The organism is Achromobacter sp. ACM05 (genome assembly GCF_019218915.1).
Lineage (GTDB): Bacteria > Pseudomonadota > Gammaproteobacteria > Burkholderiales > Burkholderiaceae_B > Achromobacter > Achromobacter animicus.
Map to the genome: position 1 here is coordinate 246,802 of NZ_JAHUWQ010000004.1, position 19,081 is coordinate 265,882.

Sequence of the window (19,081 nt, forward strand, 5' to 3'; positions counted from 1 at the left end):
TGATAAGAAAAGACGCCGGTCAGACGTCGATGACGCGGTCCTGCCGCAGGCGCTTGAGGGCTTCCAGGCCGTAGTGCGCGTAGACCAGCGCGGAAAACACCGGCAGGATAATCCACGCGGGCGGCAGCAGGTTCAGTAGCGAGCAAATCAGACCGATGGTCCAGAAGCCGCCGTTGTTCCGTTCGAGGATCAGTTTGCGTTCATCCGGGCTGGCGTGCTCGACGATCGCGTCGACGCGCATCATCCGCGAGAACGCGAAGGCCCACCAGAAGATGGACAGCACGACGGCCATGGGCGGCACGAGCCAGAGCGGCAGCGTCAGCACCCACCCCGCGGCAAACGCCGCGGATACCCACACGGCGTTCCACACGCTGACCGCGGTGGAGAACTTGCCGCGGCGGCCCACCGTGGCGTATTCGCGCTGACCGACGTGACGCAGCACCAGCGGCATGACGAAGACGGCGGCGATGGCTAGTCCAAGGATGCCGGACACCGGCAACAGGATGGCCGCGGCGATGACCGGAATCAGCCAGATCTTGAGCGAGAACAGGCCGACCGCGACTAACCATTGGTCGACGCGATTGACGATGTCCCATTGCGACACCTCGGTGCGCAACCAGTCGGTCAGGGGCGTCCAGAAAAACCAGAGCAGCAGGATGGCGCCAACAAGGGCGATCAGGAAAGGCAGCAGCACCGCGAACAGCATGGTCGGGTGGCACTGCGACACGAGCGCGCGCTTGAACGCCTGCCCCACGCTTACGGCCCCCGCGCCGGCGCCGGACAAGCGGCCGTTTCCGGGGGTGGGCGGATCAGTACGCAGGACGGTCATGGCAATCAAATTGAGGGGTGAACAACCCGGGTATGATAGTCAAACCCGCCCCGATCCGCTCACATGTCTCTGCTTACTCCTGGTACCGATCTCGCCCCGCTGCGCGCGCGGCTGAGCGCCACGCCCAACACCTGGCTCATCGCCTGTTTCTGCGCCGCCTGGTGCGACACCTGCGAAGAATACAAGCCCAAATTGCAGGCCCTGGCCGGCGCCTTGCCGCAACACGTCTTTGCATGGGTCGACATCGAGGATCACGCTGAATTGCTGGGCGACGTGGACGTCGAAAACTTCCCTACGCTGCTGGTGCAGATCGGCGGTCGTGTCGTGTTCTACGGCCCCATGCTGCCGCATATCGGCCACCTGGAGCGCCTGCTGGAAAGCCTTGACGAAGACAGCGCGGCCGTGACCACCGCCTTGCCCGATCTGCCGCGAATGCTGGCCGCCTGACATCGCGCCGCGCCCAACAAAAAACCCGCAACGCCTGAAGGCCTTGCGGGTTTTTTTGCGGTCCGAGGACCGGCGACCGGTGTCGCGTGCGATCAGGGCTTGCGGCTGCCGCCGAGCAGGACGGCAAGCTGGCGCTTGGGCGCCGACGACGGCGCGGCATTGCTGCGCGAATCCTGTTCTTCGGCCGGCGCGGCAGTCGTCGAGGGCTCGTAAGGCTTCAGGAAGAAGTCGTCCACCGGTTGGCGCGAGCCGCCGCCATGATGGCTGGAGCGGCGGTCCGAAGAACGGCCGCGATCGCCACGGTCGCCGCGGCTTTCGCGGCTGCTCTCGCGCCCTTCGCGCGAATGCGAACCACCGTCGCTGCGGCGATGGCTGCGGGCGATCAGATCGGCCGGCACGTCGAGCGTGCCACGAGGCACTTCGCGCTTGATGAGCTTTTCGATGTCGAGCAGGAAACGCTCTTCATCGGCGGTGAACAGGGCAATGGCTTCGCCCGACGCACCCGCGCGGCCCGTGCGGCCGATGCGGTGCACGTAGTCTTCGGCGTTGTACGGCAAGTCGTAGTTGATGACGCAAGGCACGCCCGCCACATCCAGGCCGCGCGCGGCCACGTCGGTTGCGACCAGCACTTCGAGCTCGCCCGCCTTGAAGGCTTCCAGCGCTTTCATGCGGTCGGCCTGGGTTTTGTCGCCGTGAATCGATTCAGCCTTGACGCCGTCGCGTTCGAGGTCGCGCGCCAGGCGCGCCGTGCCGATCTTGGTGTTCGAGAAAACGATGACCTGGTTCAGGCCGCGGGACTTCACCAGATGCACGACGGCGGCGCGCTTGGCGTCGCTGGTCATCTTGTAGGCGATCTGGGTGATGGTCGTCGCGGTGGCGTTGCGCGCCGCCACTTCGATTTCCACAGGCTGGTTCAGGTATGAACGGCCCAGCTTGCGGATTTCGTTGCTGAACGTGGCCGAGAACAAGAGGCCCTGGCGCTGCGCGGGCAGCAGCCGGATGATGCGTTCGAGATCGGGCAGAAAACCCATGTCGAGCATGCGGTCTGCTTCGTCCAGCACCAGGATGCCGACCTGGCTGAGGTTCACGTTCTTTTGTTCAACGTGGTCGAGCAGGCGGCCCGGCGTGGCGACCAGCACCTCGCAGCCGCGGCGCAGCGCTTCTTTCTGCGGACCGATATCCACGCCACCGAACACGACGGCCGAGCGCAGCGGCGTCTTCTTGCTGTAGCGCTTGACGCTCTCGAAGACCTGGTCCGCCAGTTCACGCGTGGGCGCCAGGATCAGCGCGCGTACCGGATGCCGGGCGGGCGAAGCACTGGTGTTGGCCAGGGGCATGAGACGGTGCAGGATCGGCACCGTGAAGGCCGCCGTCTTGCCGGTGCCGGTCTGCGCGGCGCCCATGACGTCACGACCCGACACCACGACGGGAATGGCCTGCGCCTGGATGGGCGTGGGGGTGGTGTAGCCGGTTTCGGCGATGGACTGCAACAACAGGGGGTGCAACCCGAAATCGTCGAACGTCGGCGCGGGCGCGTCAGCGGTGGGTGCTGCGGTTTGAGTGGATTCAGTCATCAGGGGTTAGGCAAGTACCGGGACCAGTGAAAAAGAACAAAACGAGAGTGCTGCATGCACTGCTACATAAGGCATCGGGGCATCCATGCTGGATTCGATACTTATGAGGGCAGTACCAGGCCCGGATTGCTGTGGATTGATGAATTTTAGCGCAGCCGCCTTACCACACGGTCAAACGGTCTGTTTGAGGGCCGGTCGGCAGCACGATCCAACGGCCCACCGAGGCAAAAAAAGTGCCTCGAGTGTCCATCAGACGGACGATGTGACCCTGGATTTGTGGCCGTCAGCTGGCCAGCCAGCGCAAACCCCAGAGCACCAGCATGCCGACCACGATCACGAGCACCGCGCTGCGGGTGCGCAGGAACACGAGGATGGCGACCAGCCCGGCGACCAGCTTGTAGTCGAAGACAGGGCCCAGCCCGGCCTTCCAGGGCAGCAGATCGGGAACCACGATGGCAGTGAGCGCCGCGGCGGGTGCGTAGCGCAAGGCGCGGCGCACATTGTCGGACAGCGGAATGTAATCGCCAAACAGCATGAACCCGGCGCGCGTCAATACGCTGCACAGGGCAAGCAGAAGGATGGCGGAATAGACGTAGAGTTCCCAGGACCAATTTGTCATGGACGCGCCTTGAAGAAGCGTTCGGCCCACATGCCGGCAATGACGCCGGAGATCACCGCCGCGGCCAGCCCGAGGCGCAGGGGCATTGCCTGCCCCACCCAGGCGACGACGCCGGCGGCCAGCATCGACACCAGCATCGGTTTGGAACTGGCCAGCGGCACCGTGATGGCCAGCAGCGCCAGCACGGCGGCAAAATCCAGGGACCAATCGGTGGGAACCTGCGCGCCCAGGTAGATGCCGATGATCGACGACGACTGCCAGACCAGCCAGCCCGGCACGATGGAACCGAGGAAGAACCAGAGTTGCTCGCGGGTCCCGCGTTCGACCGAGTCGCCAAAACGGGGCATGAACAGCACGAAGCCCATGTCAGTGGTGAAATAGCCGAGTCCCAGTCGCTTGGGCCACGACAGGTGGCGGAAATAGGGCTGCAGGGCGGCGCCGAAGATGATGAAACGCAGATTCACGACGCAGCCGGCCGCGAAGATCAGCCAGAGCGGCGCGCCCGCGGCGATGAGCGGCAATGAGGTGAGCTGGGCCGAGCCGGCATACAGCAGCAGCGTCATGGCAAGCGCCATGGATTCCGTCAGTCCGGACTTGACCATCGCCACACCGGTCACCAATCCCCAGGTCGCGGTGGCGATCAGGGCGGGCACGATGGCGTGGACGCCGGCACGGAAGGCTGTTACGCGTTCCTGGCGGACCAGGGCTGGGTCTTCGGATTCAGGAAGCGCGGTTTCAGAGGACAACGGCTGGCCCCTGGCGATTCAGGCAGGACGACATGGATACTCGATGGGAATGAACTGCGCGAATAGGCCCGTATTGTAACCTCGCTGCTTGATACAATAGCGCCCTCGAGATTCTTGGCCCCCATGGCCTGGCGCACGGCGGCAGGTTTGGTGCGCACTGTGTGGAGAAGACCATGTCGATGGCTGACCGCGACGGTTTCATCTGGTATGACGGCAAGCTCGTCCCATGGCGAGACGCGACGACGCATGTCCTGACGCATTCGCTGCACTACGGGCTGTCCGTCTTCGAAGGCGTGCGCGCTTACAACTCCACCCTCGGCACGGCTATCTTCCGCCTCGAAGACCACACCAACCGGCTCTTCAATTCGGCGCACATCTACCAGATCCCCATGCCGTTCGATCGCGACACGATCAACGAGGCGCAGCGGACGGTCGTGCGCGAAAACCAGCTTGAATCCGGCTACCTGCGCCCCCTCGTGTTCTACGGCCCCGAAAAAATGGGTGTGTCGCCCAAGGGCGCCCGGGTGCACGTGGCCATCGCGGCATGGCCCTGGGGCGCGTATCTGGGCGAAGAGGCGCTGTCCGGCGGCATCCGCGTGAAGGTGTCGTCATTTGCGCGCCAGCACGTGAATGTCACGATGCCGCGCGCCAAGGTCGCCACCACCTACGCCAATTCCATCCTGGCCAATACCGAAGCCCTGCAGGACGGCTACGACGAGGCCCTGCTGCTGGACACCGACGGCTTCGTGGCCGAAGGCTCCGGCGAAAATCTTTTTCTGGTCAAGGACGGGGTGCTCTGCGAACCCGAGATCGCTTCCGCCCTGACCGGCATCACCCGCTCGACCATTCACGCCTTGGCGGCCGACCTCGGCCTGCGTGTGGTCACCAAGCGGCTCACCCGCGACGACGTCTACATCGCGGACGAGGCGTTCTTCACCGGCACGGCCGCTGAAGTCACGCCCATCCGCGAAGTCGACAACCGCCAGATCGGCTCGGGCCGGCGTGGTCCAGTCACCGAACTATTGCAGAACGCGTTTTTTGACGTGGTGAATGGCCGCAACCCGAAGTACCATCACTGGCTAAGTAAAGTCTGATTCTCAATTCTGATTGGCGCGCTTTTGCCCAGCAAGACCGCATCATTGTTTCAACCTGCCGTCTATCGGTTTTTTTTCAGGAATATCCATGACCGCTGCTGCCCCGGCCGCCGGCTCCCGCGCTAACGAAGTCATCGAGGTCGGCGCCGAAGACCTTCCCGTGTTCTGTCCCGGCCCCAAGGCTCCGCTCTGGAGCATGCACCCCCGCGTCTTCCTGGACGTGGCCCGCACCGGTTCCGCAAGCTGCGCCTACTGTGGCGCCGAGTACCGCCTGAAGGCCGGCACGGTGTTGCACGGCCACCATTGAGCGGCACCGCCCCATAACACGCTTAACCGTTTCAGCAGCCATGTTCGCCACGCCCGAAGAAGCAGAACACGCGTTCTACGAAGCCCTTGAGCAGGCGGACGCCGTCCGCCTGATGCAGGTCTGGGCCGACGACGAGGAAGTCGTATGCATCCATCCGGGAGGGCTGCGCGTCGTCGGCCATTCCGCGGTGCACGAGTCCTGGCAACAGGTGCTGGCCAACGGTCCGTTGCATGTGCGTCCACTGCGCCCGCTCGTCATGCTCAGCATGATGTGCGCGGTGCATGTCCTGGTGGAACAGGTCGCGGTGCGCACGCGTGAGGGTACGCAGTTCGCCAACTGCTATGCCACCAACATCTACCACAAGGGCCCCACGGGCTGGCGCATGGTCATGCACCATGCCTCGCAGGCGCCCTCCGAAGCCGGGGTGCTCGACCTGCACGACGTGCCCGACATGCTTCATTGAACGCGGTGGATTCCCAGTTGGCCGCTGCTCGTCTTGATACAACGCCCTGCCCTGTACCCCCCTGGCTTCCCGGGGGCGACAGCCAGACGGTCTACGCCGCCCTGTTCGCGCAGTATCACCGCATCGCGTTCGTGCGCGATCGCGTCGACACGCCCGATACGGACTTCGTCGACTTCGACTGGACAGGCCCTGGTCTGTTTCCGCACAAGGCCGCCGATGGCGCGCCGGTGAGCGGCCAACGTCCGGTCGGCAATGGCAAGACCGCCGCGGCGCGCTGGATGACGGACGCAGACTGGAAGTCGCTGCCGCAAACGCCCGACACCCCTGCCCTGATCCTGTTCCACGGCCTGGAAGGCGGCAGCAACAGCCGCTATGCGCAGTCCGTCGCGCATTATTTCCGGGCGCGCGGGTGGATCGTGGTCATCGCGCATTTCCGGGGTTGCTCTGGCGTGCCCAACCGGCTGGCCCGCGCGTATTATTCGGGTGACTCGGCCGAGGTCGGATTTCTGCTCAACACCGTGCGCCAGCGGATTCCCCACGCGCGCTGGCATGCTGTCGGCGTATCGCTGGGCGGCAACGCGCTGCTGAAGTACCTGGGGGAACACCAGGAAGACACCACGTGGCTGACCGCCTGCGCCGGCGTGTCGGCGCCGCTGGATCTGGTCGCCTGCGGCAAGACGCTATCCACCGGCATCTTCAACCGGCGCGTGTATACGGCGCACTTTCTGAAGACGCTCAAGCACAAGGTCCTGGAAAAGGCGCACCGATTTCCGGGTTCCATCGACGTCATGCGGATCGCGCACGCGCACGACCTGCGCGAGTTCGACGACACCTATACCGCGCCGATGCACGGATTTCGCAATGCGCTGGACTACTGGACGCGCGCCTCCAGCAAGCCGTGGCTGCCAAAGATCGCCGTGCCGACGCTGGTGCTGAACGCGCGCAACGACCCCTTCATTCCTGCCGCTTCGCTGCCGAAACCTGACGAGTGTGCGCCGGGCATCCTGCTGCACCAGCCTTCCGACGGCGGGCACGCGGGCTTTCCGACAGGCAGCTTCCCGGGGCATCTGAACTGGCTGCCGCAGCGGCTGGGGCGGTTCTTCGAAACGGGTCTCTAAGCGCCCGTCAGCCCGACTTGAAGCGCTCGAGCAGTTGGCGCTCTTCGGCCAGCTTGTCCTTCACTTCCTTGATCTGCACGTCGATCTGCGACTGCTCGTAGAAGTCCTTGGACAGGCCGCGCGCCTGTTGCAGTTGCGATTCCGCGGCCGCATAGGCGCCTGTCATGACGTAGTAACGCGCCAGGTCGCGGCGCGCCTGTACGGGCTTGCCGTTGCGCTCTTCGCTTTGCGCCAGCATCTGGTAAAGGCTGGGCTCGTCGCTGCCCCACTGCTTGATCTTGGCGCGCAGGTAGTCCTGCGCCTCGGCGTGCCGCCCATTGCCCTGCAGCGCCTGCGCGTACGCGATGCCCAGCGCCCGGTGGTCCGGATAGCGCTTGGTGCCCGCCTGGGCCAGTGACAGCGCCTGCGGGAAATCCTTGCGCGCCAGCGCGATGTCCACGCCCAGCTTCGCCAACTGGGGCGAACTGCGCCCATCGGCGGACGCCAGATTCCAATAGCGTTCCGCTTCCGCAAGATTGTTGCGCTGATAGTTCTGCAGGGACAGTCCGTAATAAGCGGCAGACTGCCGCACGCCCGAGAGCGCCTGGGCCTCGTCCTGCAATTGCTGTCCGGCGGTGCGCAAGCCCACGGTATCGCGGCCCTGCACCACGCGCATCTTGGCGCGGATGTACCAGAAGTCGTCGCTGTCCAGATGGCGCGTTGCCGGCAGCGCGCGGGTGCGGTTCTGCACGTCGGACATGCGCTCGATCGACAGCGGGTGGGTACTGGCCCACGAGCCGCCGCCCGCGCCTTCGTTCAGGCGCGAAGCGTTCATCAGCCGCGCAAACATCTGCGACATGCCGGCGGCGTCGTAGCCGGCCTTGGTGAGCATCTGCAGGCCGGCGCGATCGGCCTCGCGTTCGGCGTCGCGGGAAAAGCCCAACTGCCGGTTGATGGCCGCCGCCTGACCGAAGGCGGCCACGCCCATGGAAAGATTGCCGCCGCCGCCCGCCAGCGCCGCAAGCAACGCGCCCGCCAGGCTAGCCAGCATGAGCATGCCGTTCTGATTCTGCTGGGTCATGCCGCGCGCAATGTGGCGCTGCACGACGTGGCCGATTTCGTGGGCGACCACGGCCGCAAGTTCGGACTCGCTGGCCGACGACACGATCAGACCCGTGTTGATTCCAATGAAGCCGCCAGGCATCGCGAATGCGTTGATTTCGGGATCGCGCACGCCGAACATCTCGACCTCGGGCACGCCGCCCGGCGCAAACTGCGCCAGTTTGCGCCCCATCGTCGTGAGGTATTGGCTGAGTTCGGAGTCGTCGATGTAAGTGGGGTCGCGGCGCCCCTGCGACATGATGGCTTCGCCCAGCGTGCGCTCCAGCATGGGCGACAGGTCGGACGACGAGGCGGCGCCCATGGAAGGCAACCCGACCGGCTGCGCCCACGCGGTGACGGGAGCAACGGGAATGGCGAGCGCCGCGCAAAGGCTAGCGATCGCGCCCCGTTTCGCAATCGAGCAAATGGATGGCATGTTCCTGCGGTTCATAAGCCTATGATAGCGATGAGCTTAAAATGTTTCATCGAATCCTCAACGAGGTATCAATGCGTCCCGTCCGTAAAGCCGTTTTCCCTGTCGCCGGCATGGGTACACGCTTCCTGCCCGCCACCAAGGCGATGCCCAAGGAAATGCTGCCTGTGGTCGACAAGCCCCTGATTCAATACGCGGTGGAAGAGGCCGTCGCCGCCGGCATCACTGATCTCATATTCGTGACCGGCCGCAACAAGCGCGCCATCGAGGACCATTTCGATTCTGCACCCGAGCTGGAAACCGACCTGGAAAGCAAGGGCAAGCATGAACTCCTGGCAATGGTGCGGGGCATTCTACCCGCGCACGTCAATTGCCTCTATATCCGCCAGTCGGCCCCATTGGGCCTGGGCCACGCCGTGCTGTCGGCCGCGCCCGCCGTGGGTGACGAACCCTTTGCCGTTCTGCTGGCCGACGACCTGATCGACGCCAATACGCCTGCCATGAAGCAACTGGTGGATGTGGCCGTGGCGCGCAACGCCAGCGTGCTGGGCGTGCAGGACGTGCCGCGCGCCGACACGCGCAAGTACGGCATCGTGGCCACCCATACTGGCGAAACGCCGGCGGACAGCCGCACCGAGCGCGTCACGCACATCGTCGAAAAGCCGGACCCGGAGGCCGCACCGTCGACGCTGGCTGTTGTGGGCCGCTATGTGCTGGAAGCCGCGATCTTCGACCATCTGCGCTCGACCAAGATGGGCGCGGGCAACGAGATCCAGTTGACCGACGGCATCGCCTCGCTGATGCGCGAGCGCGAGGTCTATGCGCATCGCTTCGACGGCGTGCGCTACGACTGCGGCAACAAGGCGGGCATGTTCCAGGCCACCGTGGCGCTGGGCAAGAAGTATCACGGCCTGCTGCCGGAATGACCCGCACGGCCTGACGGGAATGCGCCAATCAGCGCGGCATTCCCGGCCGGGCTTACGACGATAGCGCCGCGCCGGACTTGGCGCGCGCGCGCGCATCGCGATCCGCCTTGCGCAGCCGCCCCTTGGCGGAAAGACGCATCAGCGTTCCCAATGCCACCATCAGGCCGATCACTTCCACCAGCGCGGCGGGGATCCACATCGTCAGCCCCCCGATCGTCTGATCGGTCTGCGCCGACATGGCGATGGCCCGGCCGCACAGCTCGAAGAGCGGGTAGATGTCGCTTTCCGTGAAGGCGATGACGGCGCCCGCGACCATCTGCGGCAGCATGGTCGCCACGGGCGAGATCACCCGACCGCCGGGCGACATGGCCGCCGGAGGCGCTGGACGACGGTCCAGAATCAAGTTCCAGTACATGAAGCCGCTGATCACCACCGACCAGTTCATGAGCCGGTACAGGCGCCAATCCAGCATCGAATAAAACTGCACCGACGGGATCAGCCAGACCAGCACGAGGAACACGAAGAGGGCCGGCACGAAAATCTTGTTGGTCAGCACGGCCACCGTTGCGCGGCCCGTGCCCGTGCGCAGGAAGTCGCGCAGCCGAACGCGCCACCGCATCGGCAGGCCCGCCCGCATCACCTGTCCGGGGAAGGCCGCCATGACGAGCAGCGGTCCCAGATGATGCAGGACCAGATGCTGGATGCGATGGATGAAGAACATGCGCTCGGCGTAATAGTCGAGGCGGGTGTGCAGCGACAGGTACAGCAGGACCATCCCTGTCCAGAACAGAATGCTGCGCGCACGCGTGACGTGGTGGACCCGCTGGCCGCGTACGAACAGCACGATGGCCACCAGGAAGGAAGCCACCAGCGTGGGAGAGAACTCCCAGGGTACGAGCCATTCGAGACTATCCATGCGGGCCATCCGAGAAACGACGCGAAGACGAGGACCGGCGCGCCGGGCGCCGATCTCAGGCGATTGTAGTAGACCCCGCCGTTGTCCGCTGCCGGGCGCCGCCGGCGGCGGCATGCGTCAGAAGCGGTGCGACACGCCCGTGCCGATGCGCGTGGTGTGGGCGTTGCCGGGGTCGAACTGGTTGTCCAGCGTGTAGTTCGACGCGTAGCCGGCGAAGGCGTAGAGGGTCGTGCGTGGGGACAGGTCGTAGGTATAGCCCAGCGTCGCGACCTGCGCATTGCGCGCCGTCATGCCATTGGCCCAACGCCAGTCGGGTTTGGCCAGGGACCATTGCACCAGCACCGCGCCCGGCCCGGCAGGCACGCTGACCCCGACCAGCCAGGCATCGACCGTGCCGCCCTGCACGAAGGCCGCCGGGCCCAGCCCGACGCCCAGGCCATCCGGGTCGCCGCCGTCCAGCCCCACGTAACCGTTGCGCTGGCGCGACCAGGCCACCGACACCTTGGCCACCTCAAAGTCGTACGAGGCGCCCAGCTGCATCGCCTGCGGACGCCCCTCGGCCGCCGCGGGAGGGTCGGCCGGGCGCAGTTGTTCCCAAGTCGCCACGGCCAGCAGCGGGCCGTCCTCATACTTCAGGCCCACACTGATTGCCCGAGTGTTCTGGTTGGTGCGGAAGTTGTCCTGCCCATCCGCGTCGAAGGCGTATCCGACCCCGGCCTGGAACCCGCGCCACTGCGGCGAATACCAGTTCACCATGTTGCTGAACTGGTAGTTGTCGGACGCCTTGAAGGTGGCGCTTATGCCCATGTCTTTCCAGGAGGCGATCTCCAGCGCGTCGCCGTAGGTCTGACCAACGGTGTACTGGCGGCCGAACCGCAAGTCGCCATAGTCCGCATGGGCCAGGCCGACCCAGGCGCCATAGTTGAAGAGGCGGCTGCCGTCGGCCGCGGTGCCGCTGGACGGGTCAAAGCCGCTTTCCAGTTGGAAGTTGGCGGCCCAACCGCCGCCAAGGTCTTCCGTCCCCTGCAGCCCCCAGAGCGAGTCGGTCAGCCCGCCGTTCAGCAGGCCGCTGTGACTGCCCTGCCCCGACACCCGGATCACGGCAACGCCCGCGTCCACCACGCCATATAGTTGCAGTCCGGACCCGGCATCGGCGGCCAGCGCGGTACAGGGCGGAATCAGGCCGGCCGCCGACAAGGCGGCGCACAATGCAATTCTCATGATCTTTCCTTGCGTTGGCGGCGGGTTGAGCCCGCCGCCGGTTGCATCAGCCTACTGCCAGCCGTAGCGGCGCACCCAGAAACCCTTCAGCGCCTGCGTCAGCACGCAATACCCGAGCAGGATGCCGACGAGCCAGGGGAAATAGCTCCAGGGCAGCGCCTGCAGCTGGAAGTATTCCGCCAACGGCGAGAACGGCAGCACAAGGCCCAGCGCGATCACCATCAGCGTCATACCCATCAGCGGCCAGGAGGCGCGGCTTTGCAGGAAGGGAATCCGGCGCGTGCGGATCATATGCACGATCAGCGTCTGCGACAACAGGCCTTCGACAAACCAGCCGGACTGAAAGAGCGTCTGGTGCTCGGGCGCATTGGCCTGGAACACGTACCACATGACGGCATAGGTGGCGATATCGAAGATCGAGCTGATCGGGCCGAAGAACACCATGAAGCGGCCCAGGCCGTCCGGGTCCCAGCGCTGCGGCTGCTTCAGCAGTTCCTCGTCGACGTTGTCGAACGGGATCGCCGTCTGCGAAATGTCGTACATCAGGTTCTGCAGCAGCAGATGGATCGGCAGCATCGGCAGAAACGGCAGGAAGGCGCTTGCGACCAGCACTGAAAACACGTTGCCGAAGTTCGAGCTGGCCGTCATCTTCAGGTACTTGAGCATGTTGCAGAAGGTCTTGCGGCCTTCGATCACGCCGTCCTCCAGCACCATCAGGCTCTTTTCCAGCAGGATGATGTCGGCAGCCTCTTTCGAGATATCCACCGCCGAATCCACCGAAATGCCCACGTCGGCTGCCCGCAGCGCCGGCGCGTCATTGATGCCATCCCCCATGAACCCCACCGTGTTGCCCTGCGCGCGCAGGCTGCGCACGATGCGTTCCTTGTGGATGGGCGACAGGCGGGCGAACACGTTGGCCTCGCGCACGGCGGCGGCAAGCTCCTCGTCGTCCATCGCCTCGATCTCGGCGCCCAGGTAAACCTTGCGCACGTCCAGTCCCACTTCGCGGCAGACCTTGCGCGTGACCAGTTCAACGTCGCCGGTCAGCACCTTGACCTCGATGCCCGAGTCCTTCAGCGCAGCCAGCGCGGGCCCCGTCGACTCCTTGGGCGGATCCAGGAAGGCGATGTACCCCACCAGCACCAGATCGGATTCGTCTGCGATGCCATAGGCCTGCTGCGTGGGTGGCAACTCTTTGACGCCCACCGCGATGACGCGCAGGCCGTCGCGGTTCAGACCGGCGGTCACGCGGCGGATATCGGCGCGGCGGGCGTCGGTCAGCGGATGCACCTCGTTGCCCACGCGCAGCCGCGTGCAGGCCGAGAGCATTTCCTCGAGCGCCCCCTTGCAGATCAGTTCGTGGTGGTCGCGGCCGTTCTCGGTCTCGTTCACCACGACGGACATGCGGCGGCGCGAGAAATCAAACGGGATCTCGTCGATCTTGCGGTAACGGCCCGCCAGATCCAGGCTGCGCGCGATCTCGGCATGCTCCAGCACCGCCACGTCCAGCAGGTTCTTCAGGCCCGTCTGGTAGTAGCTGTTCAGATACGCGTACGCCAGCACGTCGTCGCTGGCCGCGCCATACACGTCGGTATGGCGCTCGAGCACGATGCGATCCTGCGTCAGCGTGCCGGTCTTGTCGGTGCACAGCACGTTCATGGCGCCCAGGTTCTGAATCGCATCCAGGCGCTTGACCACCACCTTGCGGCGCGACATGCGCACGGCGCCCTTGGCGAGCGTCGCGGTGACGATCATGGGCAGCATTTCGGGCGTCAGTCCCACCGCGATGGCCAGCGCGAACAGCAGCGCTTCGAGCCAGTCGCCCTTGGTGAAGCCGTTGATCAACATCACCACCGGCGCCATGACGAGCATGAAGCGGATCAGGATCCAGCTCACGCGGTTGATGCCCTGCTGGAACTGCGTGGGCGCGCGCGAGGTCTGCGTGACGCGGCCCGCCAACTGGCCGAAGTACGTGTCCGAGCCGGTGGCCACCACCAGCGCGCTGCCCGCTCCGCTGACCACGTTGGTGCCCATGAAGGCGATGTTTTCGAGCTCGAGGGCATTGGCCGATTGCTCACGCGGGGACATGTGCTTTTCGACGGGCAGCGATTCGCCCGTCAGCGCGGCCTGCGCAACGAAAAGGTCCTTGGCGTTGAGGATGCGGCAATCGGCGGGGACCATGTCGCCCGCGGACAGCAGCACCACGTCGCCGGGCACCAGGTCGGCCAGCGGCACTTCGCACTGTTGCGAGCCGGTGGCATGCAGGGCGGCGCCGAAGAAACGCCGGCCATTGCCCGCGTCCGGCGATCCAGCGGCCGGCGACCCGGCGGCCGGCGCTCCGGCGGCCGGCGCTCCGGCATCGCTGCGCAGCACCGTCGCGGTGTTGCGCACCATCGCCTTCAGGGCCTCGGCGGCGCGGTTCGAGCGCTGCTCCTGCACGAAGCGCAGCACCGTCGAGATCACCACCATCGAGCCGATGATCGCAACCGCCGTCCAGGACTGTTCCTCGGGCGCCGCCATGCGCACGTCGGTCAGCCACGACAGCACGGCCAGCGCGGTCAGCAGCAGATTGAACGGATTGCGGTACGACAGCCACAGGTGCGCTGGCCAGGACAGCGGCTTTTCGTGGTCGACCTCGTTGGCGCCGTGGCGTTCGCGCGCGGCCAGCGCCTGGGCGTCGGACAGGCCGCCCCAGCCGCTGCCGAACCGCTCGAACAGCGAATCGAAACCGAGCCGGGACGTCTCGACCATACGCTGGCTGGCGCGGCGGGCGGCTTCGGACGAAGCCGCGGCCTGATCCCCGCCTTGCTCGAGAATGGGGGCGCGGCGAAAGTGCCGGCCGGTGCGGCGCAGGCGCGCAGCGGAAGAAAAAAAGGACTTCAGGAAAGCAAACATGGGAGTGCTCCGCATTTATTAAAGTTGTTGCGGGAGACACGGACTACCCTGCCGGCGGCGGCCGCGCGCGGGCAGCAGCGGGCCGCGGCGTTTCCGAGGAAATGCCGTGAGACCGCCACTGACGGGCGTGCGCAGGCGCCGGAGCAATGTTGCCGGTGTCCGGATCGCGTCTATGGCGCGCCGGGTGCGGAAAACGGAAAGGGAGCGGGCGGTGGAATCAGGACCGGGCGCCGGGGCGCGCAGGGCGCGTGCTGGGCCGGGGATTCCAGGCTGCGGGTTCCGTACGGACCGGGATGTCTATCCGGCCAGTCGGCTCGCAGGGAGATGACGGGTCAGATAGGCATGCCGGAGCCGCGCACAGGGCGCAATCGAGGCTCTGGGTCTAAGGCGCTAGGCATGATTTCTCCTGGGTTGAAAGAAAAGGCGCGATCAGGCCAATGCGGCCTGCGCGCCGAAATGCACGTGACGGACAGCAGGGTTGGCGCTCAAACGGCGCGCTTGCGTCATCAGTTCCGCCCGCAGCTCCGGGGGGCAATTGACGGTGATGCAAGCCGATGCGAGATCCCGCTCCTGGCCTTGATCGATCTGCACTTGCGCGACATCCAGGCCGGCGGCGCTGAAGTCCAGGCAGATCTGCTTGCGCAGGGCGCCGAGCTCACCGCGAGGACAGATCACCGTCAGCCGGGACGTGCCGCGACGGCGGCCCAGGGCGGTGGCACGGTCCACGCCAGCGCGGCGCAGGAACAAGTCGAAGAAACGCATAACGACCTCCATGACAAGAAGGCGGAGCGTGATCGCGAACACGAGCGCAGCCGGACAACGCCCTTGCGGCGGGCACGACGAACGTGCACGAACGCTGGCGCTGCGACTAGCGGCGGTTCTGGCGGTTTATGTCGGGGGGAGTCCCGGCAGACCGTAGGCCTGCACTATGGGCCGGGCTGATGCCTGCCGCTTGGGATACACCGCAACCTGAATGACAGGATGCGGCAGACGGAGTTCTGCGTGGATCCTGTCAGACAGCGACGTCGATGCAAGATCGACAACTTTCGCCGGAATCGGTATTCACGAAGACAACTCCTGGGATGGAAAACACGGCGAGTTTACGCGGGTTTGTACTGATGGACAAGGGTCTGACGCACTTTTGACACACAAATGAAGCAAAGCCGGACAGGCACGGAAAGGCCTGCCCGGCAACTGCGCTCAGGCGTAGAAGTGCCAGCCCAGATAGCCGGCGAACAGCGCATACAGTCCGCCCACCGCCGACAGCGCCGGCACGCTCATGGCAGCGCGGCGGAAGCGCATCCACAACAGGCCGATGGACACCATGGTGAAGAGACCTGCGGCCAGCAGGGGCGCATCCAGCACCCACGGCGTCATGAAGATGCCGAGCGCGCTGGGGATGGTGGCCTGGATCATCATGGCGCCCGAGATGTTGGCGAGCGCCAGACGCTCCTTGCCCTGGCGCACCCAGATCAGCGCGTTCATGATTTCCGGCAATTCGGTAGCCACCGGCGCAAGCAGCAGCGCGGCCACGTGCGGCGATGCGCCCATCGCAATGCCGAGCAGTTCGATCTGGTTCACGAAGACGTGCGACGCGCCGGCGATCACCACCAGCGCCATGATGGTCTGCGTGGCGGCCCAGAACATGGTCGGGTTCTCGTCGCGGGGTCGCAGCTTGAGCGGCTCGAGATCCTCGCAGTCCAGGCATTCCTCGTCGTTGCTCAGCTCACGCTTGATGTAGAGCGCGTAGGTGGCCAGAAACACGAAGCCCAGCCACGGCTTCCAGGCGAAGGCCAGCAGCCCCAGGCCCACCTTGAAGATGAAGATGCCCATGAACCAGGCCTGGTCGCGGGCCAGCCGGCGCTGGTCCGCGTTGATACAGTCTGCCTGCGCGGGTTGGCCGCGGCGCGCGCGCCACAGGGCCAGGCCGACCACGGCGTAGGCCAGCGTGGCCAGCACGAGAGGACCGCCCATTGCGGCGCCGACGCCGATGTCCTTTTGTTCTGGGGTATCGCCGAAGACAACGGCCATGAAGGTGACGGCGCTTTCCGGCAGCGCGGTGCCGAAGGCCGCCAGCACGGTGCCGGTGGCGGTCGCGCCCAACTGGAAGCGATGACCGACCCATTCGACGCCGTTGACGAAGAACTCGCACGCGACGTAGATCACTGCCGCGGACAGGAAGAACAGAAACAGGGTGAGCAACATGGGAACGCGGCCGGACGAGCAGATACCATTGGCGCGACGCAGCGGCTCGCCCGGCCAAGGGTGAACGCTACGCGGCCAAAGGTCTCGCCTGGCTGATCCACGCGGCGGCAAGCCGGGCGTGGGTGCCGTCAGCGCCATGGGGTTCTAGCGGCTGCTCCGCAGCACTGAACCACCAAGTCTGTTGACGCTGACTCCTTTAGGGGAAAAGGATGGCTACTCCCCAATGACAGAGCGGCGATTGTAGCAGCGGTTCGCGCGCCGTCCAGTCATCACCGCGCCGTCCTCGCGGATTCGCTGCCGGGGTGTTGCATTCGCGGGATGGCGGGTAAAGTAGGCCCCATCTTTCGCCCTTGCCGGGGTGCCCGCCCCGACCCGCCCGCCATGAGCCTGCCTCCCGACGACATCGCCCCTTTCGCCGCGCGGCGCCAGCGCCTGATGGAGCGCATGCGCGCAGAAGGTGGCGGCATCGCGATCCTGGCGACGGCGCAGGAAGCCATCCGCAACCGTGACGCGGAGTACCCCTACCGGCACGACAGCGACTTTTTTTACCTGACCGGCTTTACCGAACCGGACGCGTGGCTGGTCCTGGTTGCCGGCGCCACGGACCGGGCCGTGCTGTTCTGCCGGCCGCGCCATGTCGAGCATGAACTCTGGGAAGGCAAGCGCTTCGGCCCCGAGGCTGCCGCGGCCTACTTCGGCTTTGACGACGCCCACCCCATCGACGCGCTGGACGAGCTGGTGCCCGCGCTGATGCTGGACCACCCCACGCTGTACGCGCCGCTGGCCGGCGACAAGCGCACGGATGGCCGCCTGCGCCGCTGGCTGGCCGCCGCGCAGGAAAAGAGCCGTGGCGGACACACCCCGCCGACGCGGCAGCAGGACGTGCGTCCGCTGTTGGCCGACATGCGGCTGATCAAGGACGCCTCGGAGATCGCGGCGATGCGGCGCGCGGCCAAGATATCGGCGGGCGCGCACGCGCGGGCCATGCGCGTTGCGCGGCCAGGCATGCGCGAGTACGAAATCGAAGCCGAGCTGCTCTATGAATTCCGCCGGCATGGCGCGCAGTCGGTGGCGTACAACAGCATCGTCGCCGCCGGAGCCAACGCCTGTGTGCTGCACTATCCGGCCGGCGAGGCGGTGCTGCGCGACGGCGATCTGGTGCTGGTCGATGCGGGCTGCGAGGTCGACAGCTACGCCAGCGACATCACACGCACGTTTCCAGCGAACGGCCGCTACAGCGGCCCGCAACGCGCGCTGTACGACCTGACGGTGGCGGCGCAGGATGCTGCGGCCCAGGCCACGGCGCCGGGCCGCACCTTCAACGACGCGCACGAGGCCGCCCTGCGCGTCTTGGCGCAAGGCATGCTCGATCTGAAACTGTTGAAGGGGTCGCTGGACGGCGTGCTGGAATCGGGCGACTACAGCCGCTTCTACATGCACCGGACCGGCCACTGGCTGGGGCTGGACGTCCACGACGTGGGCGACTACCGACAGCCGGGCACGGCAACCGGCGCGGAGCGGCCGTGGCGCACGCTGGAAACCGGGATGATGCTGACGATCGAGCCGGGCATCTATGTGCGCCCGGCGGACGACGTGCCCGAGGTCTACTGGAATATCGGCATCCGCACCGAGGACGACGCGCTGGTCACGGACGAGGGCTGCGAACTGATTACCCGAGGCGTCCCGGTGCAGGCCACCGAGATCGAGGCGCTGATGCGCGAATAGCGCGGCGGGGCAAGCGACTTACAGCACGTAGCCGTCGAGCCAGCCCATGGCCACCCACACGTAGACCACGACCATGGCGATGGCGAACATGGTGACGATGGCGCCGACCAGGCAGGCCAGGATCGCCACCAGCACCGGGCCCCAACCTGTCGACGACACCTTGCCCAAGCCCGGATTGCAGAGCCGATCGAATTTCTCGTCCGGCATCAGCGAGTAGACGGCGCTTTCGATGAAGCCGTCGATCATCGGGATGAAGAGCAGGAAGAACGCGGGGTTGTCGTACCAGACCGGGTAGAAGCGGAATGCGCAGAACAGGCACACGGCGGCGAACGCGGTGACCAGCCACGCGTGGCGCCGGCCCAGATACCACCAATGCGCCCCGAAGGCGCCAAGCAGGCAGGCCAGCAGCCCCACCACAACCTTGCGGCGGGGGCGGCGGGCGGATACGGCGGAAAGCGAAGAGGAAGCCTGAGCCTGCGTCAT

18 protein-coding genes and 1 riboswitch are annotated in these 19,081 nt (G+C 65.9%); of the genes, 7 read left to right on the forward strand and 11 right to left on the reverse strand.

What is annotated here, in order from left to right:
- Positions 1-19: 19 nt before the first annotated feature.
- Positions 20-829, reverse strand: a complete 810-nt coding sequence (locus KW836_RS23390) for an EI24 domain-containing protein (RefSeq protein WP_218344911.1) — start codon at positions 827-829, stop codon at positions 20-22.
- A gap of 63 nt (positions 830-892) precedes the next feature.
- On the opposite strand from KW836_RS23390, the gene KW836_RS23395 reads away from it, so the two are divergent.
- Positions 893-1,276 (forward strand): thioredoxin family protein, encoded by a 384-nt coding sequence (locus KW836_RS23395; RefSeq protein WP_175137194.1) that lies wholly within the window; start codon positions 893-895, stop codon positions 1,274-1,276.
- 92 nt (positions 1,277-1,368) lie between these two features.
- On the opposite strand, the gene KW836_RS23400 is transcribed toward KW836_RS23395, so the two are convergent.
- From KW836_RS23400 to KW836_RS23410, 3 genes are all read right to left on the reverse strand, one after another.
- The gene (locus KW836_RS23400) at positions 1,369-2,850 is read right to left on the reverse strand and encodes a DEAD/DEAH box helicase (RefSeq protein WP_175184116.1); all 1,482 of its coding nucleotides are present in this window, start codon (positions 2,848-2,850) and stop codon (positions 1,369-1,371) included.
- A gap of 283 nt (positions 2,851-3,133) precedes the next feature.
- Positions 3,134-3,469, reverse strand: a complete 336-nt coding sequence (locus tag KW836_RS23405; protein WP_175123181.1) for an AzlD domain-containing protein — start codon at positions 3,467-3,469, stop codon at positions 3,134-3,136.
- The gene (locus KW836_RS23410) at positions 3,466-4,215 is read right to left on the reverse strand and encodes an AzlC family ABC transporter permease (protein WP_175137193.1); all 750 of its coding nucleotides are present in this window, start codon (positions 4,213-4,215) and stop codon (positions 3,466-3,468) included. Before KW836_RS23410 ends, KW836_RS23405 begins: the two co-directional genes overlap by 4 nt.
- A gap of 173 nt (positions 4,216-4,388) precedes the next feature.
- Between KW836_RS23410 and KW836_RS23415 the strand changes: the two genes are divergently transcribed.
- From KW836_RS23415 to KW836_RS23430, 4 genes are all read left to right on the forward strand, one after another.
- Positions 4,389-5,309 carry a branched-chain amino acid transaminase gene (locus KW836_RS23415; RefSeq protein ID WP_175123183.1) on the forward strand — a complete coding sequence of 307 codons (921 nt, stop codon included), beginning with the start codon at positions 4,389-4,391 and terminating at the stop codon, positions 5,307-5,309.
- An 88-nt stretch (positions 5,310-5,397) separates the two neighbouring features.
- Positions 5,398-5,616, forward strand: coding sequence for a zinc-finger domain-containing protein (locus tag KW836_RS23420; protein ID WP_175123184.1), 219 nt, complete (start codon positions 5,398-5,400; stop codon positions 5,614-5,616).
- A 40-nt stretch (positions 5,617-5,656) separates the two neighbouring features.
- On the forward strand, positions 5,657-6,079 hold the full coding sequence (locus KW836_RS23425; protein WP_175123185.1) for a nuclear transport factor 2 family protein: 423 nt from the start codon (positions 5,657-5,659) through the stop codon (positions 6,077-6,079).
- A gap of 17 nt (positions 6,080-6,096) precedes the next feature.
- Positions 6,097-7,197: a YheT family hydrolase gene (locus KW836_RS23430; protein WP_056568815.1), complete on the forward strand. Its 1,101-nt coding sequence runs from the start codon at positions 6,097-6,099 to the stop codon at positions 7,195-7,197.
- A gap of 7 nt (positions 7,198-7,204) precedes the next feature.
- Here KW836_RS23430 and KW836_RS23435 read toward each other — a convergent pair whose 3' ends face one another.
- On the reverse strand, positions 7,205-8,728 hold the full coding sequence (locus KW836_RS23435; RefSeq protein WP_175123187.1) for a M48 family metalloprotease: 1,524 nt from the start codon (positions 8,726-8,728) through the stop codon (positions 7,205-7,207).
- Between the two features lie 56 nt (positions 8,729-8,784).
- Here KW836_RS23435 and galU point away from each other — a divergent pair, with 56 nt between their 5' ends.
- Positions 8,785-9,636, forward strand: a complete 852-nt coding sequence (galU, locus tag KW836_RS23440; RefSeq protein ID WP_175123188.1) for a UTP--glucose-1-phosphate uridylyltransferase GalU — start codon at positions 8,785-8,787, stop codon at positions 9,634-9,636.
- 52 nt (positions 9,637-9,688) lie between these two features.
- Here galU and KW836_RS23445 read toward each other — a convergent pair whose 3' ends face one another.
- The 5 genes from KW836_RS23445 to KW836_RS23465 all read right to left on the reverse strand — a co-directional run bounded on the left by KW836_RS23445 (position 9,689) and on the right by KW836_RS23465 (position 16,873).
- On the reverse strand, positions 9,689-10,561 hold the full coding sequence (locus KW836_RS23445; RefSeq protein WP_175123189.1) for a cytochrome c oxidase assembly protein: 873 nt from the start codon (positions 10,559-10,561) through the stop codon (positions 9,689-9,691).
- A 108-nt stretch (positions 10,562-10,669) separates the two neighbouring features.
- Entirely contained in the window at positions 10,670-11,773 is a 1,104-nt protein-coding gene (locus KW836_RS23450) for a porin (protein WP_218344912.1), read from the reverse strand.
- 51 nt (positions 11,774-11,824) lie between these two features.
- The gene (gene mgtA / locus KW836_RS23455; protein ID WP_218344913.1) at positions 11,825-14,668 is read right to left on the reverse strand and encodes a magnesium-translocating P-type ATPase; all 2,844 of its coding nucleotides are present in this window, start codon (positions 14,666-14,668) and stop codon (positions 11,825-11,827) included.
- A 429-nt stretch (positions 14,669-15,097) separates the two neighbouring features.
- Positions 15,098-15,430 carry a hypothetical protein gene (locus tag KW836_RS23460; RefSeq protein WP_218345038.1) on the reverse strand — a complete coding sequence of 111 codons (333 nt, stop codon included), beginning with the start codon at positions 15,428-15,430 and terminating at the stop codon, positions 15,098-15,100.
- Between the two features lie 438 nt (positions 15,431-15,868).
- Complete coding sequence (locus KW836_RS23465) at positions 15,869-16,873, reverse strand: sodium:calcium antiporter (RefSeq protein WP_175123193.1); 1,005 nt, start codon at positions 16,871-16,873, stop codon at positions 15,869-15,871.
- A gap of 43 nt (positions 16,874-16,916) precedes the next feature.
- A riboswitch (yybP-ykoY riboswitch) is annotated at positions 16,917-17,107 on the reverse strand.
- Positions 17,108-17,254: 147 nt separating this feature from the next.
- On the opposite strand from KW836_RS23465, the gene KW836_RS23470 reads away from it, so the two are divergent.
- A complete protein-coding gene (locus tag KW836_RS23470) occupies positions 17,255-18,598 on the forward strand; it encodes an aminopeptidase P N-terminal domain-containing protein (protein WP_218344914.1) in 1,344 nt (447 codons plus the stop codon).
- 18 nt (positions 18,599-18,616) lie between these two features.
- On the opposite strand, the gene KW836_RS23475 is transcribed toward KW836_RS23470, so the two are convergent.
- On the reverse strand, positions 18,617-19,081 hold the full coding sequence (locus tag KW836_RS23475) for an NINE protein (RefSeq protein ID WP_218344915.1): 465 nt from the start codon (positions 19,079-19,081) through the stop codon (positions 18,617-18,619).